This window comes from Kitasatospora sp. NPDC088346, assembly GCF_044740765.1.
GTDB lineage: Bacteria > Actinomycetota > Actinomycetes > Streptomycetales > Streptomycetaceae > Kitasatospora.
Map to the genome: position 1 here is coordinate 43,214 of NZ_JBIURH010000004.1, position 26,425 is coordinate 69,638.

Below are 26,425 nucleotides of genomic sequence, written 5' to 3' on the forward strand. Positions count from 1 at the left end.
CCGCGCGGACATCCGGCGCCTGGGCGACCTGCTCGGCGAGACCCTGGTCCGGCAGGAGGGCCCCGAACTGCTCGGCCTGGTCGAGCAGGTCCGGCTGCTCAGCCGCACCGACGGCGAGGCCACCGCCCAGCTGCTCGGCGAGATCGACCTGGAGACCGCCGGCAAGCTGGTCCGCGCCTTCTCCACCTACTTCCACCTGGCGAACGTCACCGAGCAGGTGCACCGCGGCCGTGAGTTCGCCACCCGCCGGGCCCGCGAGGGCTCGCTGCTCGCGCAGACCGCCGACCAGCTGGCCGACGCCGACCCCAAGCACCTCCAGGACACCCTGGCCCACCTCGCGGTCCGGCCGGTCTTCACCGCGCACCCGACCGAGGCGGCCCGCCGCAGCGTGCTGAACAAGCTCCGCCGGATCGGCGAGCTGCTGGAGCGCATCCACCGCGAGCACGTGGCCTCCGGCCTGTCCACCACGGACCCGGTCCGGCACAGCTCGGCCAAGCGCCAGGCCGACCGCCGGCTCGCCGAGGTGATCGACCTGCTGTGGCAGACCGACGAGCTGCGGATCGCCCGCCCCGAGCCCACCGACGAGGCCCGCAACGCCGTCTACTACCTGGACGAGCTGTACCGCGAGGCCGTCCCGGAGGTCCTGGAGGAGCTGCACGAGGAGCTGGCCCGGGTCGGCCTCACCCTCCCCGAGGGCGTCCGCCCGCTGACCTTCGGCACCTGGATCGGCGGCGACCGGGACGGCAACCCCAACGTCACCCCGCAGGTCACCTGGGACGTGCTCAACCTCCAGCACGAGTACGGCATCAAGGACGCCCTGGCCGCCGTCGACGACCTGCGCAACGCGCTCTCCACCTCGGTCCGCCTCTCCGGCGCCTCCGCCGAGCTGCTGGAGTCGCTGGAGGCCGACCTCGCGCTGCTGCCCGAACTGAGCCCGCGCTACAAGCGGATGAACGCCGAGGAGCCGTACCGGCTCAAGGCCACCTGCGTGCGGCTCAAGCTGGAGAACACCCGCGAGCGGCTGGCCTCCGGGACCCAGCACGTCCCCGGCCGCGACTACGTCGGCACCCGCGAGCTGCTCGCCGACCTCAGGCTGATCCAGGACTCGCTGCACGGCCACCGCGGCCAGCTGATCGCCGACGGCCGCCTGGCCCGCGCGATCCGTACCATCGAGGCGTTCGGCCTCCAGCTCGCCACCATGGACGTGCGCGAGCACGCCGAGGCCCACCACCACGCGCTCGGCCAGCTCTTCGACCGGCTCGGCGAGGAGGCCTGGCGCTACACCGACATGCCGCGCGAGTACCGCCAGCGGCTGCTCTCCAAGGAGCTGCGCTCGCGCCGCCCGCTCGCCCCCACCCCGGCCCCGCTGGACGCGGCGGGCGCCAAGACGCTCGGCGTGTTCACCACCATCCGCGAGGGCTTCGAGCGGTTCGGCGACGAGATCGTCGAGAGCTACATCATCTCGATGTGCCAGGGCGCGGACGACGTGTTCGCCGCCGCCGTGCTGGCCCGCGAGGCCGGCCTGATCGACCTGCACGCCGGGATCGCCAAGATCGGCATCGTGCCGCTGCTGGAGACCACCGACGAGCTCCAGGAGGCCGACCGGATCCTGGACGAGATGCTCTCGGACCCCTCGTACCGCCTGCTGGTCTCGCTGCGCGGGGACATCCAGGAGGTCATGCTCGGGTACTCCGACTCCTCCAAGTTCGGCGGCATCACCACCTCCCAGTGGGAGATCCACCGGGCCCAGCGCCGGCTGCGCGACGTCGCCCACCGCTACGGCATCCGGCTGCGCCTGTTCCACGGCCGCGGCGGCACCGTCGGCCGCGGCGGCGGCCCCTCGCACGAGGCGATCCTCGCCCAGCCCTGGGGCACCCTGGAGGGCGAGATCAAGGTCACCGAGCAGGGCGAGGTGATCTCCGACAAGTACCTGCTGCCCTCGCTCGCCCGGGAGAACCTGGAGCTGACCATCTCGGCCACCCTGGCCGCCTCGGCGCTGCACACCGCGCCGCGCCAGGCCCCCGAGGAGCTGGCCCGCTGGGACGCCGCCATGGACCAGGTCTCCGGGGCCGCGCACACCGCCTACCGCGCCCTGGTCGAGCAGGAGGACCTGCCGAAGTACTTCTTCGCGGCCACCCCGGTCGACCAGCTCGCCTCGCTGCACCTGGGCTCCCGCCCGTCCCGCCGCCCCGACTCCGGCGCCGGCCTGGACGGTCTGCGGGCCATCCCGTGGGTGTTCGGCTGGACCCAGTCCCGGCAGATCGTCCCGGGCTGGTACGGCGTCGGCTCCGGCCTCGCCGCCGCCCGCGAGGCCGGCCTCGGGGACGTCCTGGGCGAGATGTACGACCAGTGGCACTTCTTCCGCAACTTCCTGTCCAACGTCGCGATGACGCTGGCCAAGACCGATCTGCGGATCGCCCGCCACTACGTCGAGCAGCTGGTGCCCGCCGAGCTGCACCACGTCTTCGACCAGATCGTCGCCGAGCACGAGCTGACCCTGCGCGAGGTGCTGCGGCTGACCGGCGAGAGTGAGCTGCTGGAGCACAACCCGGTGCTCAAGCAGACCTTCACCGTGCGGGACGCCTACCTCGACCCGATCTCCTACCTCCAGGTCGCCCTGCTGCGCCACCAGCGCGAACTGGCCGCGCACGGCCGCCCGGAGGACCCGCTGCGGGCCCGCGCGCTGCTGCTGACCGTCAACGGCATCGCGGCCGGCCTGCGCAACACCGGCTGACCCCGGCCGCGCGAACGCCGAGAGGGACCGACCCCCGCGGGTCGGTCCCTCTCGCGCGTCGTGCGCCGTCAGTAGGTGGTGGGCCGCCCGGCGCGGCGCCGCCGCAACCAGGTCGCCGCTCCCCCCGCGGCGACCAGCAGGCCCCCGCCGACCGCGTACAGCCCGGCCGAACCGCCCACCGAACCGACGACCGGTGCCGGCGGCATCAGCTGCGCCGCGGCGGGCTCCGGCGCCACCGACGGGCTGCCGGACGAATCGGCCGCGTGCGCGGGCTGGATCGCGAGCCCGCTCGCAGCCAGGCACAGTACAGCTCCGCCGGCAGTGCTCCCCCAGCGGACACGGCGTGACCGAACCACAGTCCTTACCCCCGAATCGACCCCTCAACCCCTTCGTACAGAGCTGACCGTATCCGATGGTGCGGGCGTGCCTGAGCGGGTTTCAGCCCCCGTCCCCCAAAGCGTTGCACGACCGTTGTGTACCGCGCGCCACAGGAGCCGAACGGGAACTGATCGCTCGTCAGGAGTTGTAGGTGCTCTGCGCCCGCTCCAGACCCTCCGACAGCAGCGCCTCGACCGCGTCGGCGGCGCGGTCCACGAACCAGTCCAGCTCCTTGCGCTCGACCGAGGAGAAGTCCTTCAGTACGAAGTCCGCCACCTCCATCCGGCCCGGCGGACGGCCGATGCCGCAGCGCACCCGGTGGTAGTCCGGGCCGAGCGACTTGGTGAGGGACTTCAGGCCGTTGTGGCCGTTGTCGCCGCCGCCGGTCTTCAGCCGCAGCGCCGCGTAGTCGATGTCCAGCTCGTCGTGGACGGCGACGATCCCGCCGGTCGGCACCTTGTAGAAGTCCCGCAGCGCCGTGGTCGGCCCGCCGGAGAGGTTCATGAAGGTCATCGGCTTGGCCAGCACCACCCGCCGGCCGGCCAGCCGGCCCTCGGCGACCTGCGCCCGGCTCTTGTGCGCCTTGAACCGCGCCCCGATCCGCTCGGCCAGCAGATCGGCCACCATGAAGCCGATGTTGTGCCGGTTGCGGGCATAGCCGTCGCCGGGGTTCCCCAGCCCGACCACCAGCCAGGGCCCCGTGTACTCGTCCGCCGCCGCACTCATCCTGCCGCTCTCCGCTCACTGTCGACCTGCTCGGCCCCCATTATCCGCGACCCGGGCCGTCCGCGACCGGGCCCGCCCGCCCCGAACGCCCGGCCCGCCCCCCTGACGTACGGTCAGGGGGTGACCTCCACCGCGCCGCCGTCCGAAAGCCCTGGCGTCCGCCGAGCCCCGGGGCCCCGGACACGCCGCTGCCCCGGCCGCCCCGCGAGGGGGCGACCGGGGCAGCGGTCGAGCGGTTCAGCGGTTCAGCGGTTCAGCGCTTCAGCGCTTCAGCGGGAGGCTCAGGCCTCGGCGCCGGCCTCGACGGCCTCGGCCTCGGCGGCCTCGGCGTCCGCGTCGGCCTGCGACGCCTGGGCGCCGATGACCTGCAGGACGACGGCGTCGGCGTCGACGGCCAGGGTGGTGCCCTTGGGGAGCACGATGTCACCGGCGGTGATCGAGGCACCGGCCTCCAGGCCCTCGACCGAGACGGTCACGGACTCGGGCAGGTGGGTGGCCTCGGCCTCGATCGGGAGCGCGTTCAGGACGTGCTCCAGCAGGTTGCCGCCCGGGGCCAGCTCGCCCTCGGTCAGGACCGGGATCTCGACGGTGACCTTCTCGCCGCGCTTGACCAGCAGCAGGTCGACGTGCTCGATGCTGCGCTTGATGGCCTCGCGCTGGACGGCCTTCGGCAGCACGTACTCGTCCTTGCCGTCGATCGGCACGACCAGCAGGGCGTTCGGGGTCTTGAGGGCCATCATCAGGTCGTGGCCGGGCAGGTTCAGGTGAACCGGGGCGTGGCCGTGGCCGTAGACGACACCGGGGACGAAACCGGCGCGGCGGGCACGACGGGCGGCACCCTTGCCGAACTCGGTGCGGGACTCGGCGGCAAGGCGGATCTCGGACACGACTGCACTCCTCGTAAAAGCTGGCGACGGGTGCAGGCGACAACAGAAAACCGCCGGGCCACACCCTCAAGTACGTTCGGGGGGACGCTCGGCGGCAGATGACGGGTGGTCCCGGCCGGGCTGCGGCTGGACCAGCGCGTCGATCACGGATGCGGCACCCGCGTGGGCACACGGCATCCCTCGCCGAGCAGTCTCACGAGTCTAACCGCAGGGCGCGTCAACCATGAAATCGGCCCCCGGCGCAGGCAGCGCCGGGGGCCGATCGAGCCGGTGGATCAGTGCACGCCCTCGAACAGGCTGGTCACCGAACCGTCCTCGAAGACCTCGCGGATCGCGGCCGCGATCGACGGGGCGATCGACAGGGTGGTCACCTTGTCCAGCTGGAGCTGCGCCGGGGTCGGCAGGGTGTTGGTGAAGACGAACTCGCTGACCCGCGAGTTCTTCAGACGGTCCGCGGCCGGGCCGGAGAGCACGCCGTGGGTGGCGGCGACGATCACGTCGGCGGCGCCGTTCTCGAACAGCGCGTCGGCCGCCGCGCAGATGGTGCCGGCGGTGTCGATCATGTCGTCGACCAGCACGCAGACCCGGTCCTTGACGTCACCGACGACCTCGGCGGACAGGATCGTGTTGGCCTGGTTCATGTCGCGGCGCTTGTGGATGATCGCCAGCGGGGCGCCGAGGCGGTCCGACCACTGGTCGGCGACCTTCACCCGGCCGGCGTCCGGCGAGACGATGGTCAGCTTGTCGCGGTCCACCTTCTGGCCGACGTAGTCGCACAGCACCGGCAGGGCGAACAGGTGGTCGACCGGGCCGGAGAAGAAGCCCTGGATCTGCGCGGTGTGCAGGTCCACGGCCATGATCCGGTCGGCGCCGGCCTGGGCCAGCAGGTCCGCGACCAGACGGGCGGAGATGGGCTCGCGACCGAGGTGCTTCTTGTCCTGGCGGGCGTAGCCGTAGAACGGCAGGATCGCCGTGATGCTCCGGGCGGAGGCCCGCTTCAGAGCATCGATCATGATCAGCTGTTCCATGATCCACTGGTTGATGGGAGCCGTGTGGCTCTGCATCACAAAGCAGTCCGCGCCGCGCGCCGACTCCAGGAAGCGGACGTAGATCTCGCCGTTGGCGAAGTCCAGGGCCTTGGTCGGGACGAGTTCCGTCCCGAGCTCCGCTGCCACCTCCGCCGCCAGCTCAGGGTGGGCACGGCCGGAGAAGAGCTTGAGCTTCTTCTCACCCGACGTCGTGATCCCGCTCACTGCACCGTCTCCTCGTGTTGCTGCCGCACATGGACCCGCCCGGACGCACCCGGGCAGGACCCGGGCGGGCGGATGGGCGGGGGTTGGGGAGTACGCCGAGGCGCGGACCGGAGGCCCAGTGGCGCACGCATGTACTCCAGGTTACGCGCCCCGCCGCGAAGCGTCCGCCCCGGGACCACTCCTCAAGATCCCCACCCGTCGGCCCGGTGCTACTGCGCCCCGCCCGCCCCAGCGGCCTCGGCGGCCTGGGCGGAGGCCGTGCCGGGCCGCTTGCGCGCCACCCAGCCGGCGATGTTCCGCTGCTGCGCCCGGGCGACCCCGAGGGCGCCGGCGGGGATGTCGTTGGTCACCACGGAGCCGGCCGCGGTGTAAGCGCCGTCACCCACCGTCACCGGGGCGATGAACATGTTGTCGGAGCCGGTGCGGCAGTGCGCCCCGATCACCGTGCGGTGCTTGTTCACACCGTCGTAGTTCACCGTGACGGACGCCGCGCCGATGTTGCTGCCCTCACCGATCGTGGCGTCGCCGATGTACGACAGGTGCGGCACCTTGGCGCCCTCGCCCAGCTCGGAGTTCTTGATCTCGACGTAGGTGCCGGCCTTCGCCTTGCGGGCCAGCCTGGTGCCCGGCCGCAGGTAGGCGTACGGGCCGACCGAGGCCAGCTCGCCGATCTCGGCGCCCAGCGCCGTGGTGTTGCTCACATGCGCGCCGGCACCGACCCGGGTGTCCGTCAGCGTGGTGTTCGGACCCACCTCGCAGCCCTCGCCCAGGTGGGTGGCGCCGTGCAGCTGGGTCCCGGGCAGGACCACCGCGTCCGGCTCGTAGGTGACCTGGACGTCGAACCAGGTGGAGGCCGGGTCGACCACGGTGACGCCCTCCCGCATCGCCCGCTCGACCAGCCGCTCGTTCAGCATCCGGCGGGCCTCGGCCAGCTGCACCCGGTCGTTGATCCCGACGATGTCCCGGTAGTCGGCGGCGACCACCGCGCCCACCCGGTGACCCGCCGTGCGCAGGATCTCCAGGGTGTCGGTCAGGTACTCCTCGCCCTGCACGTTGTCGGTACCGAGCCGGCCCAGCGCCTCGGCGAGCAGCTTGGCGTCGAAGGCGAAGACGCCCGAGTTGATCTCGGCGACGGCACGCTGGGCCTCGGTGGCGTCCTTGTGCTCGACGATGGCGGCGACCCCGCCGTCCGCGTCGCGCAGGATCCGGCCGTAGCCGGTGGCGTCCGGCACCACGGCGGTGAGCACGGTGACGCCGTTGCTCTGCGCGGTGTGTGCCCCGGCCAGCGCGGCCAGGGTGGCGCCGGTGAGCAGCGGGGCGTCGCCGGTGGTCACGATCACCGTGCCGTCCAGCTGCACGCCGTCGGCGGCCAGCGCCTCCAGGGCGGTGCGCACGGCGTGGCCGGTGCCCTTCTGCTCCAGCTGCACGGCGGACCGCACGCCGGGGTACTGCTCGGCCAGGTGCGCCTGGACCAGCTCGCGCATGTGCCCGACCACCACCACCAGCTGCTGCGGGGTCAACTCCTGTGCGGCGCTGACCGCGTGGCCGACCAGGGTGCGACCGCAGATCGGGTGCAGCACCTTGGGCAGGGCCTTGGACTTCATCCGAGTCCCGCCACCGGCGGCGAGCACGATCACGGCAGCGGTCTGGTTGGCACTCACGCGGGAGGCTCCTCGGTCGGTTCACGGTGAGGGAGGGGGTCTGCCGGGCTCGGCCCGCACAGCCGCGCCCCGGCAGGTCAGAGGATAACCGGGAGCCGAACGGGCGAGCGCCCGCGGCGCAGGGGGAGAAGGCTCCCCGGGCAGGAATCGAACCTGCGAAGACCAGATTCAAAGTCTGGGCGCCCGTGCCAGCAGAGCAACCGGGGATGGCAAGCACACCCTACGGGTTCCACGGCCCCAGCTCCACCACTATGGCGGTTCCCCGCCACGGGTCCTGGGCCGTCGCGACACGTCTTCCCTTCGGCGGCCGCATTACCTACGATGCCGTAGGTTACGGCTACGTAGGTACCGGCTTCGCCACCCCAAGGACCGTCATGACCATTCAGGCCGACGAAGCGCGCCCGCAGACCGCGGACCCCGCCCTCGTACCGTTGAACGCCACCATGAGCGGTGATCAGCAAGGCATCGCCGAGCGCGTCACCATAGGGCTCTTCATCGCGGTGCCCTTCCTCGCCGTGGTCGCCGCCGTGCCGGTGGCCTGGGGCTGGGGGCTCGGTTGGCTCGATCTGACCATTGCGACGGTGATGTACTTCCTCACCTGTCACGGCATCACCATCGGCTACCACCGCTACTTCACCCACGGCTCGTTCAAGGCCAACCGGGCCCTGCGGATCGCCGTGGCGATCGCCGGCAGCCTGGCGGTCGAGGGCCCGCTGGTGCGCTGGGTGGCCGACCACCGCAAGCACCACCGGTTCAGCGACAAGGAGGGTGACCCGCACTCGCCGTGGCGTTACGGCGAGAGCGTGCCGGCCCTGCTCAAGGGCCTGTGGTGGGCGCACATGGGCTGGCTCTTCGACGAGGAGCAGACCCCGCAGCACAAGTACGCGCCCGACCTGGTCAACGACCCGGACATCCGGCGGATCTCCCGGCTGTTCTGGCTCTGGACGCTGATCTCGATGCTGCTGCCGCCGCTGGTCGGCGGGCTGGTCACGCTCTCCTGGCAGGGCGCGCTGACCGCGTTCTTCTGGGGCACCCTGGTCCGGATCGCCGTCCTGCACCACGTCACCTGGTCGATCAACTCGATCTGCCACGCGGTCGGCGCGCGCCCGTTCAAGTCCCGCGACCGGTCCGGCAACGTCTGGTGGCTGGCCGTGCTCTCCTGCGGCGAGTCCTGGCACAACCTGCACCACGCCGACCCGACCTCGGCCCGGCACGGCGTGCTGCGCGGCCAGATCGACTCCTCGGCCCGGCTGATCCGCTGGTTCGAGCGGGCCGGGTGGGCGAAGGACGTCCGGTGGCCCAGCACGGAGCGGATCGCCGCCCGCCGCACCGCATGAGGCGTGCGCTGAAGCATGATGTAGGGGTGAACGGGAGCAACGGAGACAGCGCGGCCGACCATCGAACCTCGCGGACAGAGGACGGTGGCCCGGCGCCCGCCCGTACGCGCTCCCCGGCACCGGCCCGCGGCGCCAAGACCCGCGGGCGGGTCCGGATGACCGGGAAGCAGCGGCGCGAGCAGCTGCTGGAGATCGGCCGGTCGGTCTTCGCCGAGCGCGGGTACGACGGCACCTCGGTGGAGGAGATCGCCGAGCGCGCCGGGGTGTCCAAGCCGGTGGTGTACGAGCACTTCGGCGGCAAGGAGGGGCTGTACGCGGTCGTCGTCGACCGCGAGATGCAGCTGCTGCTGGACATGGTCACCGGGGCGCTCACCGGCGGGCACTCGCGCGAGCTGCTGGAACAGGCGGCGTTCGCGCTGATGGACTACATCGACACCTCCACCGACGGCTTCAAGATCCTCGTCCGGGACTCCCCGGTGGCCCAGTCCACCGGCAGTTTCGCGTCGCTGATCGGTGACATCGCCGTCCAGGTGGAGGACATCCTGGGCCTGGAGTTCAAGTCCCGGGGCTTCGACGCCCGACTGGCACCGATGTACTCGCAGATGCTGGTCGGCATGGTGGCGCTCACCGGCCAGTGGTGGCTGGAAGTGCGCAAGCCGCAGAAGGCCGAGGTGGCGGCACATCTCGTCAACCTCGCCTGGCACGGGCTGGAGGGCCTGGAGCGGCATCCCAAGCTGGTGGGCGACCGGAAGGGCTGAACGGGCCCTGGGGAGATGGTGACCGTTGACGGTCTTCCTCCTGGCGATCAGCGCCGCATGCTGTCTCGGGCTCGGGTTCGTGCTCCAGCAGCACGCGGCGCAGCGCGCCCCGCGCGACGACCTGCTGCACTGGCGCCTGCTGCTCGACCTGATGCGGATGCCGGACTGGCTGCTCGGCATCGGGTTCATGATCGGCGGACAGGTGCTGAGCGCGCTCGCGCTGGACCACGGCGAGGTCTCGCTGGTGGAGCCGCTGCTGGCGACCAGCCTGGTCTTCGCGATGCTGCTGGCCCGGGTGCTCACCGGGCAGTCCCTGGGCCGCTCGGGCTGGGGCGGGGTGGTGCTGATCGCCGTCGGGGTCACCCTGTTCATCGCCGCCGGCCGACCACAGGGCGGCGAGCCGCCGGACAGCCAGCTGCGCTACTGGCTGGTCTTCGGCATCGTCGCGGGGCTGGCCCTGTTGCTGGTCGCCGTGGCCCGGCGGCTGCCGCTGCTGGAGGAGGCCACCCTGCTGGCGCTCGCCGCGGGCCTGCTGTACGGGCTGCAGGACGCGCTGACCCGCTCGATCGCGGAGCAGCTGGACCACGACGGCCTGGGGGCCGTGCTCGCCACCTGGCAGCCGTACACGGTGGTGGCGATCGGCGTGGTCGGCCTGCTGCTGGTGCAGTCCGCCTTCGAGGCGGCGCCGCTGCGGATGTCGCTGCCCGCGCTGACCGCCGCCCAACCGCTGACCGGGATCGCCTGCGCGGTCGGCTTCCTGGGCGACGAGGTGCGGACCACCCCCGTGGCGATCGCCGGACAGGTGATCGGCCTGATCGCGATCGTGGCCGGGGTGGCCCTGCTGGGCCGGCACCCGGCGATGCCCGGCTCGTCCTGAGCCCCGTCCGCTGCGGGGCCTGTCCGCTGCGGGCCCGGCCCGGGGCGGCGGCCGGTCAGCGGCGCACGCCGACGGCGAAGACCCGGTGGAACGGGAAGACCGTGCCGTGCGGGCCGGTCGGGTACGCCTCGCGCAGCAGGGCGCCGTACTCGGCGAGGAAGGCCTCCCGTTCGGCCGGGTCGGTGAGGTGTCCGAGGACGGGCCGCAGGCCGGTGCCCTTCATCCACTCCAGCACCGGGTCGGTGCCCGGCAGCAGGCTGCGGTAGGTGGTCTCCCAGACGTCGGCGGTGCAGCCGGCGCCCAGCAGGGTGTGCAGGTAGTCGTCGGGTTCGGGCATGTCCGGGCGGAGCCGGAGGTCGCCGAGGCGCTCGCGCCAGCGCGGGCCGCGGCGCAGCTCGTCGAGCAGGATGTGGCTGGGCTGGTCGAAGTTGCTCGGCACCTGGAGGGCGATCGCGCCGCCGGGCCGGAGCGCCTCGGCCCAGCGGGGCAGCAGGTCCAGGTGTCCGTCGATCCACTGCAGGGTGGCGTTGGTGGCGATCAGGTCGGGCGCGGCCGGCGCCGGGTCGTAGGTCGTCGCGTCCGCCAGCAGGTACGCGGCGCTCGGCTCGCCCTCGGCCGAGCGGGCGGTGGCGAGCATCTCGGCCGAGCTGTCGATGCCGGTGATGTCGGCGTCGGGCCACCGCTCGCGCAGGACGGCGGTGGAGTTGCCCGGGCCGCAGCCGATGTCCAGCACGGTGGGGGCGGCCGGCAGGTGGGGCACCCGGGCGAGCAGCTCGCGCAGCGGCCTGGTGCGGTGGTCGGCGAAGCGCAGGTACTGGTCGGGATCCCAGGTGGGCATGGTGTCCTCGCAAAGTCTCTTGACATCAAGATATCTACTCAAGGCTGCCTTTTGTTATCTCTTGATGTCAAGAGACTTCACATCGACACAACCACCGATACACTGATCGTCATGGAGGACGAGGTCGACCGGCTGGTCGCAGCATGGCGCCGTGAGCGCCCCGACCTCGACGTGGAACCGCTCGAAGTGCTCAGCCGGGTCAGCCGGCTCGCCCGGCACCTGGACCGCGCCCGCCGGATCGCGTTCGCCGAGCACGGCCTGGAACCCTGGGAGTTCGACGTGCTGACGGCCCTGCGCCGGGCCGGCTCCCCCTACCAGCTCTCCCCCGGACAGTTGCTCACGCAGACCCTGGTCACCTCCGGCACCATGACCAACCGGATCGACCGCCTGACCGGCAAGGGCCTGGTCAAGCGGCTGCCCGACCCGGACGACCGACGCGGAGTGCTGGTCCGGCTGACCGGCGACGGCCGCGACAAGGCCGACCAGGCCCTCGCCGGGCTGCTCGCCCACGAACGCGAACTGCTCGCCCAGCTCAGCTCCGGCCAGCAGGGCGAACTCGCCGCCCTCCTGCGGCAGCTCACCGCCCCCTTCGACCAGGCCGGCTGAACCACCACCGCCACCGGCTCTGCTGATCCACCACCGCCACCGGGCCTGCCGAGCCGCCACCACTCCCGGGGCGCCGGGCGGTCCCGACACCCCGGGCGACTCCCGGGCCGCTCAGAAACCGTCCGGGTACGGCGTGCTCAGCGCCGGCACCGCCTCCACCTCGGGGGTGCGGTACCCCGGCAACAGCTCGGCCAGCCGGCGGCGCACCTCGATGTCGGAGTTGTCCGCCGCCGCCTCGTACAGACCGGTCAGACCGCCGGCCAGGTCCTCCGGCACCGCCGAGTGCTCGGCCACCGTGGCGTAGATCCGCCCGTGCGCCGTGGGCAGCCGCTCCTCGCGCTCGGAGAACAGCGCCTCGTTCAGCTTCTCCCCCGCCCGCAGGCCGGTGTAGCGGATCTCCACCTCGTCCGCGCCCATCTGCACCTGCCGGGCGAAGTTGTGCACCAGGTCGACGATCCGCACCGGCTCGCCCATGTCCAGGACGAACACCTCGCCGCCCTCCGCCATCCGGCCGGCCTCCAGGACCAGCCCGACCGCCTCCTCGATGGTCATGAAGAACCGGGTGACGTCCGGGTGGGTCACCGTGACCGGGCCGCCGCTGCGGAACTGCTCGGCCAGCACGGACAGCAGCGAACCGCGGGAGCCGAGCACGTTGCCGAACCGGACGGCGGCGAACACCCCCGTCCCCAGGTTGCGCGCGTCCCGGGCGTTGGCCTGCACGATCAGCTCGGCCAGCCGCTTGCTGGCGCCCAGCACGGAGGTCGGGTCGGCGGCCTTGTCGGTGGAGATCAGGACGAACCGCTCCACGCCGGTGGCCAGCGCCGCCTCGACCAGGTTGTCGGTACCGAGCACATTGGACTTGACCGCCTCGGAGGGATGGCGCTCCAGCAGCGGCAGGTGCTTGTGGGCCGCGGCGTGGAACACCACCTCGGGCTTGAGGTCGCGGAATATCTGCTGGATCCGCGGCCGGTCCCGGATGTCCGCGATCACCAGCGAGTCGTCGGTGAGCAGGGCCTCGCCCCAGATCTCCAGCTGTAGGCGGTGCAGGTTCGACTCGTCGTGGTCCAGCATGTAGAGCTCGGCCGGCCCGAAGGCGTTGACCTGGCGGCAGAGTTCACTGCCGATGGAACCACCGGCACCGGTCACCAGCACCCGGCGGCCCTCGATCACGGCCCGGACGTCCGGTGACGCCACGTGCAGCTCGGCCCGGCCGATCAGCTTGTTCACGTCCAGGCTCCGCAGGTCCGAGCCGACCACCTCCCGGCGCAGCGCGGCCAGGAAGGACGGCAGGTAGCGGACCGCGACCCCGGCCGCCGCCGCCGCGGTGGCCAGCGCCCGGACCTTGCGGTGCGGCAGGCCCGGGATGGCCAGCACCACCACCTGCGCCCGGTGCTTGACGGCCAGTTCGGTCAGGTCGGCCAGCCCGCCGAGGACCGGCACGCCGTCGATCTCCAGACCGGCCTTGGCCGGGTCGTCGTCCAGCACGCCGACCGGGGCGAGCCCGAACTCCGGGGTCCGGCCCAGGTCGCGGACCAGCGCCGAGCCGGCCGCGCCGGCTCCGATCACCAGGGTCCGCAGACCCGTGGAGCTGTCAACTTGCCGAGGAATGCGCATGGTGAATGGATCCAGGCGTGCGGCATTGCTGTGCGGCGACATCTGTCCTCCGGTTTCCCTGACCTGACGGAGTCGGTATCTGGGCGTGGCGGGGGCTGGTCAGCCGGCGCCGGGGCCTGTGGTCGAGGCGACGGTGTGAGCGGGTAGCGACGGGGGCGGCGGCTCGGCCGGCGAGATCCCGGCCCGCCGCGCCACCGCGACGGCCGCGAGGGTGGAGTGCACCCCCAGCTTGCCGAGGACGTTCTGCATGTGGGTCCGGACGGTGTGCGGCGAGAGGTAGAGCCGCTCGGCGACGGCCTGGCGGCCGAGGCCGGCCACCATGCAGCGCAGCACCTCCTCCTCCCGCGGGGTGAGCGCCGCGACCAGCTGCTCGCTCTCCGAGCGGTCCCGCCGGGCCGAGGTCAACTCCCGGACCACACCGGTGAGCAGGGCGGGCGGCAGGAACGTCTCGTCCCGCAGCACGCCCCGGACCACCGTCATCAGGGTGCCGAGCGAACTCTCCTTCGCCACCCAGCCGCTGGCCCCGGCGTGCAGGGCCCGGACGGCCCGGCGGGGGTCGTCCTGCGCGGCCAGCACGACGGCGCGCAGCTCGGGGTGGCTGCGGCAGACCCGGGCCAGCAGCGCGATCCCGTCCCCGGTGCCCCGCGCGGGCGCGGCCGGTGTGGGCTCCCGCTGGAACTGCGGCACCGGGCGGACCGCCGCCGGCCCCACGTGCCCGGCGGGCTGCTGCGGACCGGCCCCCGGCTGCGACCTGGCGGCCGGCAGCAGGCTCGGCCGCCGCGGCACCGGCACGGTGTACGGCCCCCGCCGCGGCTCCGACTGCTCGGTCTCGGACGAGGTCTGACGGTGCGCCACCGGCGGTGCGGTGGACTGCGGGGCCGGTCCGAGATCGGCGTCGATCAGCACCACGTCGTAGGCGCGGTGCTCGGTGACCGCCCGGTCCAGCGCGCGTTCGGCCGCCGCCGCGGTGCCGGCGGCACCGACGTCCACGTCGGGCTCGCCGGCGAGCGCCGCGGCCAGTGCCTCGGCGAAGATCCGGTGGCTGTCGACCACCAGGACGCGAATCCGCCCCATCGTCCCTTCCCCCCTGCTCCGGCCCGGCCCCCACCGGCACCGGACTCAGCGTACGGGGGACGGGGACGGACGGGTGGGGGTTTGGTGAAGTTTCGCCACGCTGTGGGGATTTGGTCCGCTCAAGCGGCGGATGGGGCTCCGCACCGCCGTCGCCCGGCGGACCACCGCTGACCAGCGGGTTCGCCCTCCATCGCGGATCGGGCGCCGCCGGGCGGGCCACCGGGCGCGACCGGGCCGGGCGGCCTCCCGGCGGCCCGGGGCGGGGCCGGTGCGCCGGCGAACCAACCGCAGGCAAGGGGGAGTTGGACGACCGCGCCGCCGCACTCGGGCAGCGAGTACGGCGGCGCGGTCCGCCGGTGCGGGCCGCCGACGAGGGCGGCCGACGAGGGCGGCCGGTGGGTGACCGGTACGGGTGACGGGCCGGGCTCAGGCCAGCCGGCGGGCCCCCGCGGAGGGGAGCGCGGTGAACAGCTCCGGCTCGCCGTACCCCGCCGCCGCGAAGGCCGCGGTGACGGCCTCGGCCACCGGCTGCCGCGCCTCCTCGGCGACCAGCGCGACGACCGAGCCGCCGAAGCCGCCGCCGGTCATCCGGGCACCGAGCGCCCCGGCCGCGACCGCGGCGGACACCGCCAGGTCGGTCTCCGGGCAGGAGACCCGGAAGTCGTCCCGCAGCGAGGCGTGCCCGGCGGTCAGGATCGGCCCGAGCCCGGCCGGGTCGCCCGCGTCGAGCAGCGCCACGGCCTGCTCCACCCGGGCGTTCTCGGTGACCACGTGCCGGACCAGCGGCCGCAGTTCGGCGGGCAGCCGGGCCGACTCACCGTCCAGGGCGGCGAGCGGCAGGTCGCGCAGCGCGGGCAGACCCAGCAGCGCGGCGGCCCGCTCGCAGCCGGCCCGCAGCCCGGCGTAGGCGCCGTCGCCGAGGTCGTGCTTGACCCGGGTGTCGACCACCAGCAGCCGCAGGCCCCGCGCCGCCAGGTCCAGCGGCACCTGGCGCTGCGACAGGTCGCGGGTGTCCAGGAACAGCGCGCCGCCCTCCGCGCAGCAGAGCGAGGCCATCTGGTCCATCACCCCGCACGGCACCCCGACGAACGCGTTCTCCGCCCGCTGGGCGATCAGCGCCAGCTCGGCCGGGGCGAGCCCGAGCCCGTACAGCCCGTCGGCGGCCGCGGCGAGCACGCACTCCAGCGCCGCCGAGGAGGACAGCCCGGCCCCGGTGGGCACGTCGCTGTCGATGTGGACGTCCAGTCCGCCGACCGGGTGACCGGCCTCCCGCAGTGCCCAGACCACGGCCGCCGGGTAGGCGGCCCAGCCGGCGACCGCGCCGGGCGTCGGCCCGCCGGGCCCGACCTCGGTCACCCTGCCGTCGCCCTGCTCGCTGTACAGCCGCAGCAGGTCGTCGTCGCGGCGCCGGACGGTGGCCTTCGCCGTGTGCGGGAGGGCGATCGGCAGCACGAAACCGTCGTTGTAGTCGGTGTGCTCACCGATCAGGTTCACCCGGCCCGGTGCCGCCCAGACCCCGTCGGGGTCGGCACCGAAGACGGACCGGAAGTCGGTCATGCGCGGTTCTCCAAGGTGAAGTTCCAGGCGTCGGCGACGATGTCGTCGAGCTCGGGACGGCGGGGCTGCCAGCCGAGCGCCTGGTGGGCGCGGGTGGCGGAGGCGACCAGGACGGCCGGATCGCCGGGGCGGCGCTCGCTGACGACCACCGGGATCTCACGGCCCGTCACCCGGCGCACCGACTCGATCACCTCGCGGACCGAGAAGCCCGCTCCGTTGCCGAGGTTGCAGATCAGGTGCTCGCCGGCCCTGGCCGCGTCCAGCGCCAGCAGGTGCGCGTCCGCGAGGTCGGCGACGTGGATGTAGTCGCGGATGCAGGTGCCGTCCGGGGTCGGGTAGTCCTCGCCGTAGACGGCGATGTGCGGACGCTGGCCGAGCGCGGCCTGGAAGACCAGCGGGATCAGGTGCGACTCCGGCTCGTGCCGCTCGCCGTACGCGCCGTACGCCCCGGCCACGTTGAAGTAGCGCAGCGAGACGGCGGCCAGGCCGTGCGCGGCGCACTCGCTGGTGATCAGGTGGTCGACGGCCAGCTTGGTGGCGCCGTAGGTGTTGGTCGGCGCGGTGCGGGCGGTCTCGGAGATCGGCACCGACTCCGGCTCGCCGTAGACGGCGGCGGTGGAGGAGAAGACCAGCTTGCGCACGCCCGCCTTGCGCATGGCGCTGACCAGTTCGAGCGAGCCGGCCACGTTGTTGCGCCAGTACTTCTCCGGGTCCGCGACCGACTCGCCGACCTGGGAGGAGGCGGCGAAGTGCAGCACCGCGTCGAAGCCGGGGTCCAGCACGTCCGCGGCGTCCTGGATCCGGCCCCGGACGAACTCCGCGCCCTCGGGCACGCCGGCGGCGAAACCGGTGGAGAGGTCGTCGAGCACCGTGACCTGGTGCCCGGCCTCCAGCAGGTGCGCGGCGACGACCCCGCCGACGTAACCGGCTCCACCGGTGACCAGGTACTTACTCATGACGAGACCTCCCGCAGGCGCTGTGCCGCCGCCTCGGGCGACACATCGTTGATGAACGCGTCCATGCCGGACTCGGTGCCGGCGAGGAACTTGAGCTTGCCCACCGTACGCCGGATCGTGAACAGCTCCAGGTGCAGGGCGAGCTCCTCCCCCCGGAGCGCGGGCGCCTGGTGCCAGGCCGCGACGTACGGCGCCGGTACGGCCGCACCGTTCTCCCCCGGCCCGGCGAACAGCCGGTCGAAGCGGCGCAGCAGCTCCAGGTAGAGCGCGGGGAACTCGGCGCGCTCGGCCTCGTCTAGGGCGGTCAGGTCGGGCACCCGGCGGTTCGGGTACAGGTGCACCTCGTACGGCCAGCGGGCGGCGAACGGGACGAACGCCGTCCAGTGCTCCCCCGCCAGAACCACCCGGACGGGGTCGGCGCGCTCGGCCGCGAGCAGGTCCTCGAAGAGGTTGCCGCCGGTCTCGGCGCGGTGCAGCGCGGCGGAGGCGATCATGCGCTCGGTGCGGGCGGTGGTGAACGGGAAGCCGTAGACCTGGCCGTGCGGGTGGGCCAGCGTCACCCCGATCTCGGCGCCGCGGTTCTCGAAGCAGTAGACCTGCTGGACGCCGGGGGCGGCGGACAGTTCGGCGGTCCGGTCGGTCCACACGTCCAGCACCAGGCGGGCCTTGGCGGGCGACAGGTCGGCGAAGGAGGCGTCGTGGTCGGCGGTGAAGCAGACCACCTCGCAGCGGCCCACGCCCGGGCCGCCGGTGCGGACCGGGTCGGTGCGCACCGGGACGTGGGCGGCGGCGTCGGCCGCGAGGGAGGGGAAGCGGTTCTCGAAGACCACGACGTCGTAGTCGGCCCCGGGGATCTCGCTCGGGCGACCCGGCCGGGAGGGGCACAGCGGGCACTGGTCGGCCGGCGGGTGGTAGGTGCGGGCCTGGCGGTGGGCGGCGACGGTCACCCAGTCACCGGTGGCCGGGTCCCGGCGCACCTCGGAGAGGCTGGTCGGGGCTTCCAGCGGGCGCTGGTCCGCGGTGTCCCGCAGGACGTTCGGGTCCCTGTCGTAGTAGATGAGTTCGCGGCCGTCCGCGAGTTTTGTCGTGGTCTTCTTCACGGCCTCCGCCTTCCGGGATCCTGCTCAAACATTTTCAAACACAAACAACCATCAGTCAACAGTTACCCGCAACTCATCAACGGAGAATGCCCCGAAGAGCGGGGGAACACCGGGCGACACCACGGCGACACGACGGCGAAACCCCGGAGCGGGGACACGGAGAAGGAGACGGGCCGGAGGACGTCACGGCCCGCCACGGCCCGCCGGGGGCGGCCCGGGCGCAGGCGGGGAGCGGGTCGGCGGTACGGCTACGGCAGGCGGCGGAGCCGTTCGAGCAGGCCGGAACGGGCCGCGACCGCCGCCGCCTCCAGCCGGGTCCTGGCGCCGAGCTTCATCAGCACCCGCTGCACGTGGGTCCGCGCGGTGCTGGAGGCGATCCCCATCCCGGCCGCGATCGCGGCCGTGTCCTGGCCCTCCGCGATCCGCGCCAGCACCTGGGTCTCCCGGCGGGTCAGCTCCCGCAGCAGCCGCAGCGCCTCGTCGTCCGGCTCGGCCGCCGGCCACAGCAGCTGTTCGAAGGCCCCGCGCAGCACCTCGACCGCGACCGCCGCCTCGCCGGCCCGGACCCGGGTGATCGCCCGCTCCACCACCTCGATCCGCTCGTCCCCCCGGACGTAGCCCGCCGCGCCGGCGGCGAAGGCCGCCGCGACCCTCGCCGGCTCGCCGACCGGACCGAGCACCACCACGCAGATCTCCGGACGCTCCCGCCGCAACCGCCGCAGCGGCTCGAACGCGTCCCGCGAGGGCGCCCCGGAACGGGTGCCCGGCGCGATGGCCGCGGTCATCCCCAGCAGGCACACCTCGGGACGGCAGCCCGCCACCAGGTCGGCGGCGGAGGCGGCCGGCGCGCCGACCGCGAGCACCCGGTGGCCGCGCTGGTGCAGGGCCGCCGCGAGCGCCTCGGCCAGCAGCCGGTGGTCGTCAGCCACCACGAGCCGAACGCCCATGGGCGCCCTCCCAGTCCCCGTCCGGCGGTCCACGACCGGCCCACGTCTCCCGTACCGGCACCGCGGACCGCGTCGCAGGCCACCGTTGACGCCCCATCACAGCGCATCCGGCACCACCACCGCTAGGGCGCGTACACCGGTGTCACCCCGACGGGTGGGCGCCCGGCGCGGGGAGCGGAGCCCGCACCGGCGGCGGAGAGCGCACCCGGAAACGGCGAAGGCCCCCGCCTTTCGGCGAGGGCCTTCGTACTCCTTGCGGAGCCCCCATGCGGAATCGAACCGCAGACCTTCTCCTTACCATGGAGACGCTCTACCGACTGAGCTATAGGGGCCGGTGCAACGAGGAAGACATTACATGGTCGTCGGCCGGAACGTGAAATCGATCCCGTGACCGCCCCTCCCCGCCGCCGGCGGCCCCGCACCGGCCCCGGGTCAGCTCCGCTGGACCGCCCCCGGGCCGGCCGGCGCCGGGATCGCGGCCGGCCGCCCGGTCAGCACCCGGCCGCGGGTCTCGGGCAGGGCGAGCAGGCAGAGCAGCGAGAGCGCGCCGAGCCCGGCGAGGTACCAGCCGACCGGCTGCGCGGTCCCGTACGCGGCGGTGAGCCGGGTCGCCACCAGCGGCGCCGTGGCACCGCCGACCACCCCGCCCAGGTTGTAGGTCAGCGCCGCCCCGGTGTACCGGACCCGGGTGGGGAAGAGCTCCGGCAGGTACGCGGCCGTCGGGCCGAGCATCGCCCCGAGCAGGCCCATCGCGGTGACCAGCGCGAGCGCCACCAGCACCGTCCGGCCGGTCTCCAGCAGCGGGAAGAGCGCCACCGACCACAGCGAGCCGAGCAGGGTGGCCGCCAGCAGCACCCGGCGCCGTCCCCAGCGGTCCCCGGCGTTCGCGCTCCACCACACCGAGGCGGCCTTGACCACCGTGCCGGCCAGCAGCAGCGCCAGCACCAGCGTCCGGGCCAGCCCCAACTCCCCGGTGGCGTACGCCAGGGCGTACGTGGTGGTCAGGTAGAACAGCCCGTACCCGACCACCAGGGCGCCGCCGCCGAGCAGGACCGCCCGGCCGTGCTCCCGCAGGACCTCCAGCACCGGCACCCGCGCCCGGTCGTGCTGCGCACGGAAGACCGGCGTCTCGGCGATCCGCAGCCGGACGAACAGCCCGACCCCCACCAGCAGGACCGACGCCAGGAACGGCAGCCGCCAGCCCCAGGCCAGGAACGCCCGCTCCGGCAGCCACTCGGCCAGCGCCAGGAACGCCGCGGTGGCCAGGAAGAAGCCCGCGCACGGCCCGAGTTGGAGGTACCCGCCGTACCGGCCGCGCCGGCCCGGCGGCGCGTACTCGGCCAGCAGCAGCGCCGCCCCGCCCCACTCGCCGCCCAGCCCGATGCCCTGGCACAGCCTCAGGAGGGTGAGCAGCACCGGCGCCCAGACGCCCCACCGCCCGTACCCGGGGAGCAGGCCGACGGCCGCCGTCGAGACGCCCATCAGCAGCAGCGACACCACCAGGGTGGTCTTGCGGCCCAGGCGGTCCCCGAAGTGGCCGAACAGCACCGCGCCCAGCGGCCGGGCCAGGAAGGCCGCCGCGTACACCGAGAAGGCCGCCAGCAGCGCGCCGGTGGCGCCGAGCCCGGGGAAGAACACCCGGCCGAACACCAGGGCCGCCGCGGTGCCGTAGATGAAGAAGTCGTAGAACTCGATCGCCGTGCCGACCAGTGCGGCGCAGGCGACCCGGCGAAGGCCCGCGGGGGCGCTGCCCGAGGCGGTGTCAGATGTCATAGCGCCCACCCTGAGGGCGTCATGACCTGCGAGGACAGCAGGCACAAGGGTGATTCGGGAGCGTACGGACCGTCGCCCGCCGGGGGTGGTGCGAAGGGCCGCACACGGCGGTATGGTGTGCGCTCCCGGTGCGGAAGGGTACGGCCATGGGAGATCTGTTCGAGGACCAGGGTGTGGTCGAGCGGCTGCTCGCGGTCGTGGGTCTCGGGGTGAGCCTGCTGCTGCTCGACCTCGGGATCACCCAGCACCGCCACGGCGGTTCGATCGCCTGGGTGGTGATAGCCGCCGTGATGGTGCTGGCCTCCTGCTGCGAGACGGCCCGCCGGTTCCGCTCGCGCCGCTGAGCCGCCGGCTCGCCCCGGCGGCCGCGGCGGCCCCGGCCGGGCCGGCCGGGGCCATACGTGGCGAGCGGGCCGTCAGACCTCCTCGGCCAGCTCCAGCCAGGCCAGCTCCAGCTCCTCCTTCTCCTCCTTGACCTTGCGCAGCTGGGCGTCCAGCTCCGCGACCTTGGAGAAGTCGGCGGCGTTCTCGGCGAGTTGGGCGTGCAGCTTGGACTCCTGCTGGTCCAGCTTGGCGATCTGCCGCTCCAGCTTCTGCATCTCCTTCTTCTGCGCCCGGGTGTCGCCGACCGGCTTGGCCGCCGCCGCCGCGGGAACGGCCGGCGCCGCCTGCTCCGCCATCCGGGCCCGCCGCTCCAGGTACTCGTCGACGCCGTTCGGGAGCATCCGCAGCCGCCTGTCACCGAGCAGCGCGTGCACGGTGTCGGTGGTGCGCTCGATGAAGAAGCGGTCGTGGCTGATCACCACCATCGAGCCCGGCCAGCCGTCGAGCAGGTCCTCCAGCTGGTTGAGGGTCTCGATGTCGAGGTCGTTGGTGGGCTCGTCGAGGAAGAGCACGTTCGGCTCGTCCATCAGCAGCCGCAGCAGCTGGAGCCGGCGGCGCTCGCCGCCGGACAGGTCGCCCACCGGCGTCCACTGCTTGTCCTTGCCGAAGCCGAACTGCTCGCAGAGCTGCCCGGCGCTCATCTCCCGGCCCTTGCCGAGGTCCACCCGGCCGCGGATCTGCTCCACCGCCTGCAGCACCCGGGTCGCCGGGTCCAGCTCGGCGATCTCCTGCGAGAGGTACGCCAGCCGGACGGTCTTGCCGACCTTGATCACACCGGAGGCCGGCTGCACGTCGCCGTCGGTCGCGTACGCGGCCTGCATGGCCCGCAGCAGCGAGGTCTTGCCCGCGCCGTTGACGCCGAGCAGACCGATCCGGTCCCCCGGGCCGAGGTTGAAGGTGAGGTTCTCCAGCAGCAGCTTGGGGCCGGCCTTGACGGTGACGCCCTCCAGCTCGAAGACCGTGCGGCCCAGGCGCGCGTTGGCGAACTTCATCAGCTCGCTCTTGTCGCGCGGCTCCGGGACGTCCGCGATCAGCGCGTTGGCCGCCTCGATCCGGTAGCGCGGCTTGGAGGTCCGGGCCGGGGCGCCGCGGCGCAGCCAGGCCAGCTCCTTGCGGGCGAGGTTCTGCCGCTTCTGCTCCTCGGTGGCCTCGATCCGGGAGCGCTCGGCGCGGGCGAAGACGTAGTCGGAGTAGCCGCCCTCGTACTCGCGCACCTCGCCGCGCTGGACGTCCCACATCCGGGTGCAGACCTGGTCCAGGAACCACCGGTCGTGGGTCACGCAGACCAGCCCGGAGCGGCGGTTGCGCAGGTGCTGGGCGAGCCAGGCGATGCCCTCGACGTCCAGGTGGTTGGTGGGCTCGTCCAGCACGATCAGGTCGTGCTCGCCGAGCAGCAGCTTGGCCAGCGCGATCCGGCGGCGCTCGCCACCGGACAGCGGCGCGATCACGGTGTCCAGGCCGAGCTCGAAGCCGGGCAGGTCCAGGCCGCCGAACAGGCCCTGGACGATGTCCCGGATCCGGGCGTCGCCCAGCCACTCGTGGTCGGCCCGGCCGGCGATCACCTCCTGCCGGATGGTCGCCTTCGGGTCCAGCGAGTCGTGCTGGGTGAGCACGGCCATCTGCAGCCCGCCGGAGTGCGTGATCCGCCCGGTGTCGGGCTCCTCCAGCTTCGCCAGCATCCGGATCAGCGTGGTCTTCCCGTCGCCGTTGCGCCCCACGACGCCGATCCGGTCGCCCTCGCTGACGCCCAGGCTGACCCCGTCCAGCAGGGCACGGGTGCCGTAGACCTTGGTGACGGACTCGATGGTGGCGAGGTTGACGGCCACTGCTGCTGCGCTCCTGGGATCGACTGCACGCGGGGAGTGCCCCGACCTCCCCAGCCTAGTGGGCGCCCAACCTGGCCCGGCCCGGTGCGCCGGCGCGGTACCGTGCGAGGGTCACACGGCGAACCCGCCGGCGGAGGTGTGCGGTGACCGCGATCGAGGACCGACCCCGGATGCTGGCCGAGGAGTTCGAGCGGATCGCCCTGGCGGCCGAGCGCGAGGGCATCCGGATGGAGTTCATCCACGGGCGGATCGGAGTCAAGGCGGCGCCCGACGGCGACCACGACGAGATCATCCGCTGGGTGATGAAGCGGTGCCTGCAGCAGCGCCCGGACCTGTGGCTGTACCCGGAGCGCGGGCTGCGGGTGGAGACCCACCGCAAGGGCCACGCCAGGCCGGACGGGGTCCTGGCGCCGGAGGGCAGCTTCGCCGGCCAGGGCGAGTGGGCCTCCGCCGAGCGCGCCCTGATGGTGGTCGAGGTGACCTCGTACGACACCGACACCGACACCGACCGCCGCGACCGGGACGAGGAGCCCCGCGCCTACGCGGAGACCGGCATCCCGGTCCACCTGCTGGCCGACCGGGACGGCTGCGAGGTCCTGGTGTTCGGCGAACCCGAGGACGGCACGTACGTCAGCCTGGTGCGCCGCCCGTTCGGCAGGGCCGTCGCGCTGCCGGACCCGGTCGGGATCACCCTGGACACCGAGCCGTTCAAGGCCTGGGTGCGCTGACCTCGGCCCCCGGGACCGGGCCGTACGTCGGGTGGGCGGCGCGACAGGTGCCGGAGGCCAGCAGGGCGGCGGCGACGGCGGCGGCCGCCTCGGCGTCCTTGGCGAGGAAGGCGCAGGTCGGGCCGGATCCGGAGACCAGGGCGGCCAGGGCGCCGGCCTCGGTGCCGGCGCGCAGGGTGTCCGCGAGCGAGGGCCGCAGGGAGAGGGCGGCGGCCTGGAGGTCGTTGCTCAGCGCCTCGGCGAGGGCGACCGGGTCACCGTCGGCGAGGGCCGCGAGCAGCGCCGGGTCGGCGTCCGGGGTGGGCACCTCCGCCTCGGTGGAGCCGGTGCCGGCCTCGTCCCGCAGGCGGTCGCACTCGCGGAAGACGGCCGGGGTGGACAGGCCGCCGTCGGCGACCGCGAACACCCAGTGGAAGGTGCCGCTGACCGGCAGGCGCTCCAGCAGCTCGCCCCGGCCGCGCCCCAGCGCGACCCCGCCGACCAGCGCGAACGGCACGTCGGAGCCCAGCTCCGCGGCCAGGTCGAGCAGCGTGTCGAACGGGGTGTCCAGGGCCCAGAGCGCGTCGCAGGCGACCAGGGCGGCCGCGCCGTCCGCGCTGCCGCCGGCCATGCCGCCGGCCACCGGGATGGCCTTGGCGATGTGCAGGCCGACGTTGGCCTCGATGCCGTGGTGGGCGGCCAGCAGCCGGGCCGCGCGGGCGGCCAGGTTGCTGTCGTCCAGCGGCACCTGGGCGGCGTCGGGCCCGGAGCAGGTCAGGGTGACCCCCTCGCCGGGGGCGGCCGTCACCTCGTCGCCGAGGGCGACCGCGAAGAAGACGTTGGCCAGGTCGTGGAACCCGTCGGCGCGCAGGCCGCCGACGCCCAGCTGGACGTTGACCTTGGCGGGGACCCTGACGTTGATCACTGTGCGTCGGCCTTCGGCTTGTGTTCGGCGATGGCGGCGAACTGCTCGACCGTCAGCATCTCGCCGCGCAGCTTGTGGTCGATCCCGGCCCCGGCGAGCGCCTGCTCGGCGGCGGCGGGCGAGCCGGCCCAGCCGGCCAGTGCGGCGCGCAGCGTCTTGCGGCGCTGGGCGAAGGCCGCGTCGACCACCGCGAAGACCTCCTGGCGGGTGGCCGTGGTCCGCGGCGGCTGCCGGCGGACCAGCGAGACCAGGCCGGAGTCGACGTTCGGCGCGGGCCAGAAGACGTTGCGGCCGATCGCGCCGGAGCGCTTCACGTCGGCGTACCAGTTGGCCTTGACCGACGGCACCCCGTACACCTTGTTGCCGGGCTTGGCGGCGAGCCGGTCGGCGACCTCGCTCTGCACCATCACCAGCGTGCGTTCGATGGTGGGGAAGGTGGCCAGCATGTGCAGCAGCACCGGGACGGCCACGTTGTACGGCAGGTTGGCGACCAGCGCGGTCGGCGCGGGGCCCGGCAGCTCGGTGACCTCCATCGCGTCGCTGAGGACGAGGTCGAAGTGCTCGGCGCGGGCGGGCATCCGGGACTCGATGGTGGTCGGCAGGTGCCGGGCCAGCAGCGGGTCGATCTCCACCGCCGTGACGTGCGCCGCGACCTCCAGCAGGGCCAGGGTGAGCGAACCGAGCCCGGGCCCGACCTCCACCACCGCGTCCTCGGCCGTCACCTCGGCGGCCCGGACGATGCGCCGGACGGTGTTGCCGTCGATGACGAAGTTCTGCCCGCGCTGCTTGGTCGGCTTCACGCCCAGCGTGGCGGCCAGCTCCCGGATGTCGGAGGCGCCCAGGAGGTGGCTGTCGGGGGTGGGGTCGGTGGTGCTCACCCGCCAAGGATACGGGCGGGTGAGCCCCTCACAGTTCGACGACCTGCTTCAGGTCGATCTCGACGGGGAAGGGCAGCTCGGTCCGGAGCACGCCCTCGTGCTGGGCGACCGGGAGGTAGACCCCCTTCTCCTCGTCGCGGTGGAACTCGTGGACGACCGGGAGGCCGGCGTCACTGCGCTCCACCCGCCAGTAGCAGGGGATGCCGCCCTCGGCGTAGATCCCGGGCTTGCGGAACCGGTCGTCGCCCCGCGAACCGTGCGAGACGACCTCGACGGCGAGCGCCACGCTCTCGATCGGCAGGCATTCGAGTTCGAAGACATCGAGCCCGGTCTTGTCGAAGACCGAGACGTCCGGCTTCACCGGGTTGTAGTCGTCGACGAGTACACACCGCTCGACGAGCACCTCGTACGGCACCGCGAGAGCGGCGAGCAGCGCCCGCTCCAGCCTGGCACGCACAAGGTCGTGCCAGAGATTCGTCTGTCCCCGGACCACGATGACTCCGTCCACCAGATCCCATTCGAACGGCAGGTCGAGGTCCTTGACCTGCTCGTACGTCCAGCCCTGGGACGGCGGATGCATCCAGTCGATCGGCTCGGCGGTCATCGCCACCTCCCTCACTGCACTCATG

The 26,425-nt window shown here is 73.3% G+C and carries 24 protein-coding genes and 2 tRNA genes; 7 read left to right on the forward strand and 19 right to left on the reverse strand.

Going from position 1 to position 26,425, the window contains the following annotated elements; all coding sequences use genetic code 11:
* Positions 1-10 precede the first annotated feature (10 nt).
* Positions 11-2,734, forward strand: a complete 2,724-nt coding sequence (gene ppc, locus ACIOFR_RS07985) for a phosphoenolpyruvate carboxylase (protein WP_400993985.1) — start codon at positions 11-13, stop codon at positions 2,732-2,734.
* Positions 2,735-2,802: 68 nt separating this feature from the next.
* On the opposite strand, the gene ACIOFR_RS07990 is transcribed toward ppc, so the two are convergent.
* The 6 genes from ACIOFR_RS07990 to ACIOFR_RS08015 form a co-directional block, all read right to left on the reverse strand.
* Entirely contained in the window at positions 2,803-2,970 is a 168-nt protein-coding gene (locus ACIOFR_RS07990; RefSeq protein WP_400993381.1) for a hypothetical protein, read from the reverse strand.
* 280 nt (positions 2,971-3,250) lie between these two features.
* Positions 3,251-3,838, reverse strand: coding sequence for an aminoacyl-tRNA hydrolase (gene pth / locus ACIOFR_RS07995; RefSeq protein ID WP_400993384.1), 588 nt, complete (start codon positions 3,836-3,838; stop codon positions 3,251-3,253).
* A 281-nt stretch (positions 3,839-4,119) separates the two neighbouring features.
* Positions 4,120-4,725, reverse strand: a complete 606-nt coding sequence (locus tag ACIOFR_RS08000; RefSeq protein ID WP_400993387.1) for a 50S ribosomal protein L25/general stress protein Ctc — start codon at positions 4,723-4,725, stop codon at positions 4,120-4,122.
* A 275-nt stretch (positions 4,726-5,000) separates the two neighbouring features.
* Positions 5,001-5,978 (reverse strand): ribose-phosphate diphosphokinase, encoded by a 978-nt coding sequence (locus tag ACIOFR_RS08005; protein WP_400993389.1) that lies wholly within the window; start codon positions 5,976-5,978, stop codon positions 5,001-5,003.
* A gap of 209 nt (positions 5,979-6,187) precedes the next feature.
* Entirely contained in the window at positions 6,188-7,639 is a 1,452-nt protein-coding gene (glmU, locus tag ACIOFR_RS08010; protein ID WP_400993392.1) for a bifunctional UDP-N-acetylglucosamine diphosphorylase/glucosamine-1-phosphate N-acetyltransferase GlmU, read from the reverse strand.
* Positions 7,640-7,771: 132 nt separating this feature from the next.
* Positions 7,772-7,846: transfer RNA gene (locus tag ACIOFR_RS08015), tRNA-Gln, on the reverse strand.
* A gap of 167 nt (positions 7,847-8,013) precedes the next feature.
* Between ACIOFR_RS08015 and ACIOFR_RS08020 the strand changes: the two genes are divergently transcribed.
* Genes ACIOFR_RS08020 through ACIOFR_RS08030 form a run of 3 tightly spaced genes read left to right on the forward strand, consistent with a single transcriptional unit; the run spans position 8,014 to position 10,611 of the window.
* Positions 8,014-8,976, forward strand: a complete 963-nt coding sequence (locus ACIOFR_RS08020) for an acyl-CoA desaturase (protein WP_400993394.1) — start codon at positions 8,014-8,016, stop codon at positions 8,974-8,976.
* Positions 8,973-9,734: a TetR family transcriptional regulator gene (locus ACIOFR_RS08025; RefSeq protein WP_400993397.1), complete on the forward strand. Its 762-nt coding sequence runs from the start codon at positions 8,973-8,975 to the stop codon at positions 9,732-9,734. Before ACIOFR_RS08020 ends, ACIOFR_RS08025 begins: the two co-directional genes overlap by 4 nt.
* A 25-nt stretch (positions 9,735-9,759) precedes the next feature.
* Positions 9,760-10,611: a DMT family transporter gene (locus ACIOFR_RS08030; protein WP_400993400.1), complete on the forward strand. Its 852-nt coding sequence runs from the start codon at positions 9,760-9,762 to the stop codon at positions 10,609-10,611.
* 55 nt (positions 10,612-10,666) lie between these two features.
* Here ACIOFR_RS08030 and ACIOFR_RS08035 read toward each other — a convergent pair whose 3' ends face one another.
* Entirely contained in the window at positions 10,667-11,449 is a 783-nt protein-coding gene (locus tag ACIOFR_RS08035; protein WP_400993403.1) for a methyltransferase domain-containing protein, read from the reverse strand.
* A 111-nt stretch (positions 11,450-11,560) separates the two neighbouring features.
* Between ACIOFR_RS08035 and ACIOFR_RS08040 the strand changes: the two genes are divergently transcribed.
* A complete protein-coding gene (locus ACIOFR_RS08040) occupies positions 11,561-12,055 on the forward strand; it encodes a MarR family winged helix-turn-helix transcriptional regulator (protein ID WP_400993405.1) in 495 nt (164 codons plus the stop codon).
* 111 nt (positions 12,056-12,166) lie between these two features.
* Here ACIOFR_RS08040 and ACIOFR_RS08045 read toward each other — a convergent pair whose 3' ends face one another.
* The 8 genes from ACIOFR_RS08045 to ACIOFR_RS08080 all read right to left on the reverse strand — a co-directional run bounded on the left by ACIOFR_RS08045 (position 12,167) and on the right by ACIOFR_RS08080 (position 21,076).
* On the reverse strand, positions 12,167-13,669 hold the full coding sequence (locus ACIOFR_RS08045; protein WP_400993407.1) for a polysaccharide biosynthesis protein: 1,503 nt from the start codon (positions 13,667-13,669) through the stop codon (positions 12,167-12,169).
* Between the two features lie 99 nt (positions 13,670-13,768).
* The gene (locus ACIOFR_RS08050; protein ID WP_400993410.1) at positions 13,769-14,743 is read right to left on the reverse strand and encodes a LuxR C-terminal-related transcriptional regulator; all 975 of its coding nucleotides are present in this window, start codon (positions 14,741-14,743) and stop codon (positions 13,769-13,771) included.
* 426 nt (positions 14,744-15,169) lie between these two features.
* Positions 15,170-16,300, reverse strand: a complete 1,131-nt coding sequence (galK, locus tag ACIOFR_RS08055; RefSeq protein ID WP_400993412.1) for a galactokinase — start codon at positions 16,298-16,300, stop codon at positions 15,170-15,172.
* The gene (galE, locus tag ACIOFR_RS08060; RefSeq protein ID WP_400993415.1) at positions 16,297-17,256 is read right to left on the reverse strand and encodes a UDP-glucose 4-epimerase GalE; all 960 of its coding nucleotides are present in this window, start codon (positions 17,254-17,256) and stop codon (positions 16,297-16,299) included. Before galE ends, galK begins: the two co-directional genes overlap by 4 nt.
* Complete coding sequence (galT, locus tag ACIOFR_RS08065; protein ID WP_400993417.1) at positions 17,253-18,356, reverse strand: galactose-1-phosphate uridylyltransferase; 1,104 nt, start codon at positions 18,354-18,356, stop codon at positions 17,253-17,255. The genes galE and galT overlap by 4 nt, the downstream gene beginning before the upstream one ends.
* Before the next feature lie 248 nt (positions 18,357-18,604).
* Positions 18,605-19,303, reverse strand: a complete 699-nt coding sequence (locus tag ACIOFR_RS08070; RefSeq protein ID WP_400993420.1) for a LuxR C-terminal-related transcriptional regulator — start codon at positions 19,301-19,303, stop codon at positions 18,605-18,607.
* A 259-nt stretch (positions 19,304-19,562) separates the two neighbouring features.
* Positions 19,563-19,635: transfer RNA gene (locus ACIOFR_RS08075), tRNA-Thr, on the reverse strand.
* A 100-nt stretch (positions 19,636-19,735) separates the two neighbouring features.
* Positions 19,736-21,076, reverse strand: a complete 1,341-nt coding sequence (locus ACIOFR_RS08080) for an MFS transporter (protein ID WP_400993423.1) — start codon at positions 21,074-21,076, stop codon at positions 19,736-19,738.
* 146 nt (positions 21,077-21,222) lie between these two features.
* Here ACIOFR_RS08080 and ACIOFR_RS08085 point away from each other — a divergent pair, with 146 nt between their 5' ends.
* The gene (locus tag ACIOFR_RS08085; RefSeq protein ID WP_400993425.1) at positions 21,223-21,420 is read left to right on the forward strand and encodes a hypothetical protein; all 198 of its coding nucleotides are present in this window, start codon (positions 21,223-21,225) and stop codon (positions 21,418-21,420) included.
* 72 nt (positions 21,421-21,492) lie between these two features.
* Here the strand turns inward: ACIOFR_RS08085 and ACIOFR_RS08090 are convergent, their stop codons facing one another.
* On the reverse strand, positions 21,493-23,286 hold the full coding sequence (locus ACIOFR_RS08090; RefSeq protein WP_400993427.1) for an ABC-F family ATP-binding cassette domain-containing protein: 1,794 nt from the start codon (positions 23,284-23,286) through the stop codon (positions 21,493-21,495).
* A 143-nt stretch (positions 23,287-23,429) separates the two neighbouring features.
* Here ACIOFR_RS08090 and ACIOFR_RS08095 point away from each other — a divergent pair, with 143 nt between their 5' ends.
* The gene (locus ACIOFR_RS08095; protein ID WP_400993429.1) at positions 23,430-24,014 is read left to right on the forward strand and encodes a Uma2 family endonuclease; all 585 of its coding nucleotides are present in this window, start codon (positions 23,430-23,432) and stop codon (positions 24,012-24,014) included.
* Here ACIOFR_RS08095 and ACIOFR_RS08100 read toward each other — a convergent pair.
* From ACIOFR_RS08100 to ACIOFR_RS08110, 3 genes are read right to left on the reverse strand one after another with little or no spacing between them, the layout of a single operon-like run.
* On the reverse strand, positions 23,995-24,918 hold the full coding sequence (locus ACIOFR_RS08100) for a 4-(cytidine 5'-diphospho)-2-C-methyl-D-erythritol kinase (RefSeq protein ID WP_400993431.1): 924 nt from the start codon (positions 24,916-24,918) through the stop codon (positions 23,995-23,997). The two genes, ACIOFR_RS08095 and ACIOFR_RS08100, sit on opposite strands and share 20 nt — an antisense overlap.
* Positions 24,915-25,796 (reverse strand): 16S rRNA (adenine(1518)-N(6)/adenine(1519)-N(6))-dimethyltransferase RsmA, encoded by an 882-nt coding sequence (gene rsmA / locus ACIOFR_RS08105; RefSeq protein WP_400993433.1) that lies wholly within the window; start codon positions 25,794-25,796, stop codon positions 24,915-24,917. Before rsmA ends, ACIOFR_RS08100 begins: the two co-directional genes overlap by 4 nt.
* Before the next feature lie 28 nt (positions 25,797-25,824).
* Complete coding sequence (locus ACIOFR_RS08110) at positions 25,825-26,424, reverse strand: Uma2 family endonuclease (protein WP_400993435.1); 600 nt, start codon at positions 26,422-26,424, stop codon at positions 25,825-25,827.
* Position 26,425 lies beyond the last annotated feature (1 nt).

What these genes read in the sequence shown, in the direction of transcription:
- pth (WP_400993384.1), bottom strand. Translation starts at nt 3,838, where the DNA reads ATGAGTGCGGCGGCGGACGAGTACACGGGGCCCTGGCTGGTGGTCGGG.
- ACIOFR_RS08020 (WP_400993394.1), top strand. Translation starts at nt 8,014, where the DNA reads ATGACCATTCAGGCCGACGAAGCGCGCCCGCAGACCGCGGACCCCGCC.
- ACIOFR_RS08025 (WP_400993397.1), top strand. Translation starts at nt 8,973, where the DNA reads ATGAGGCGTGCGCTGAAGCATGATGTAGGGGTGAACGGGAGCAACGGA.
- ACIOFR_RS08035 (WP_400993403.1), bottom strand. Translation starts at nt 11,449, where the DNA reads ATGCCCACCTGGGATCCCGACCAGTACCTGCGCTTCGCCGACCACCGC.
- ACIOFR_RS08040 (WP_400993405.1), top strand. Translation starts at nt 11,561, where the DNA reads ATGGAGGACGAGGTCGACCGGCTGGTCGCAGCATGGCGCCGTGAGCGC.
- ACIOFR_RS08045 (WP_400993407.1), bottom strand. Translation starts at nt 13,669, where the DNA reads ATGCGCATTCCTCGGCAAGTTGACAGCTCCACGGGTCTGCGGACCCTG.
- ACIOFR_RS08050 (WP_400993410.1), bottom strand. Translation starts at nt 14,743, where the DNA reads ATGGGGCGGATTCGCGTCCTGGTGGTCGACAGCCACCGGATCTTCGCC.
- galK (WP_400993412.1), bottom strand. Translation starts at nt 16,300, where the DNA reads ATGACCGACTTCCGGTCCGTCTTCGGTGCCGACCCCGACGGGGTCTGG.
- galE (WP_400993415.1), bottom strand. Translation starts at nt 17,256, where the DNA reads ATGAGTAAGTACCTGGTCACCGGTGGAGCCGGTTACGTCGGCGGGGTC.
- ACIOFR_RS08070 (WP_400993420.1), bottom strand. Translation starts at nt 19,303, where the DNA reads ATGGGCGTTCGGCTCGTGGTGGCTGACGACCACCGGCTGCTGGCCGAG.
- ACIOFR_RS08080 (WP_400993423.1), bottom strand. Translation starts at nt 21,076, where the DNA reads ATGACATCTGACACCGCCTCGGGCAGCGCCCCCGCGGGCCTTCGCCGG.
- ACIOFR_RS08085 (WP_400993425.1), top strand. Translation starts at nt 21,223, where the DNA reads ATGGGAGATCTGTTCGAGGACCAGGGTGTGGTCGAGCGGCTGCTCGCG.
- ACIOFR_RS08110 (WP_400993435.1), bottom strand. Translation starts at nt 26,424, where the DNA reads ATGAGTGCAGTGAGGGAGGTGGCGATGACCGCCGAGCCGATCGACTGG.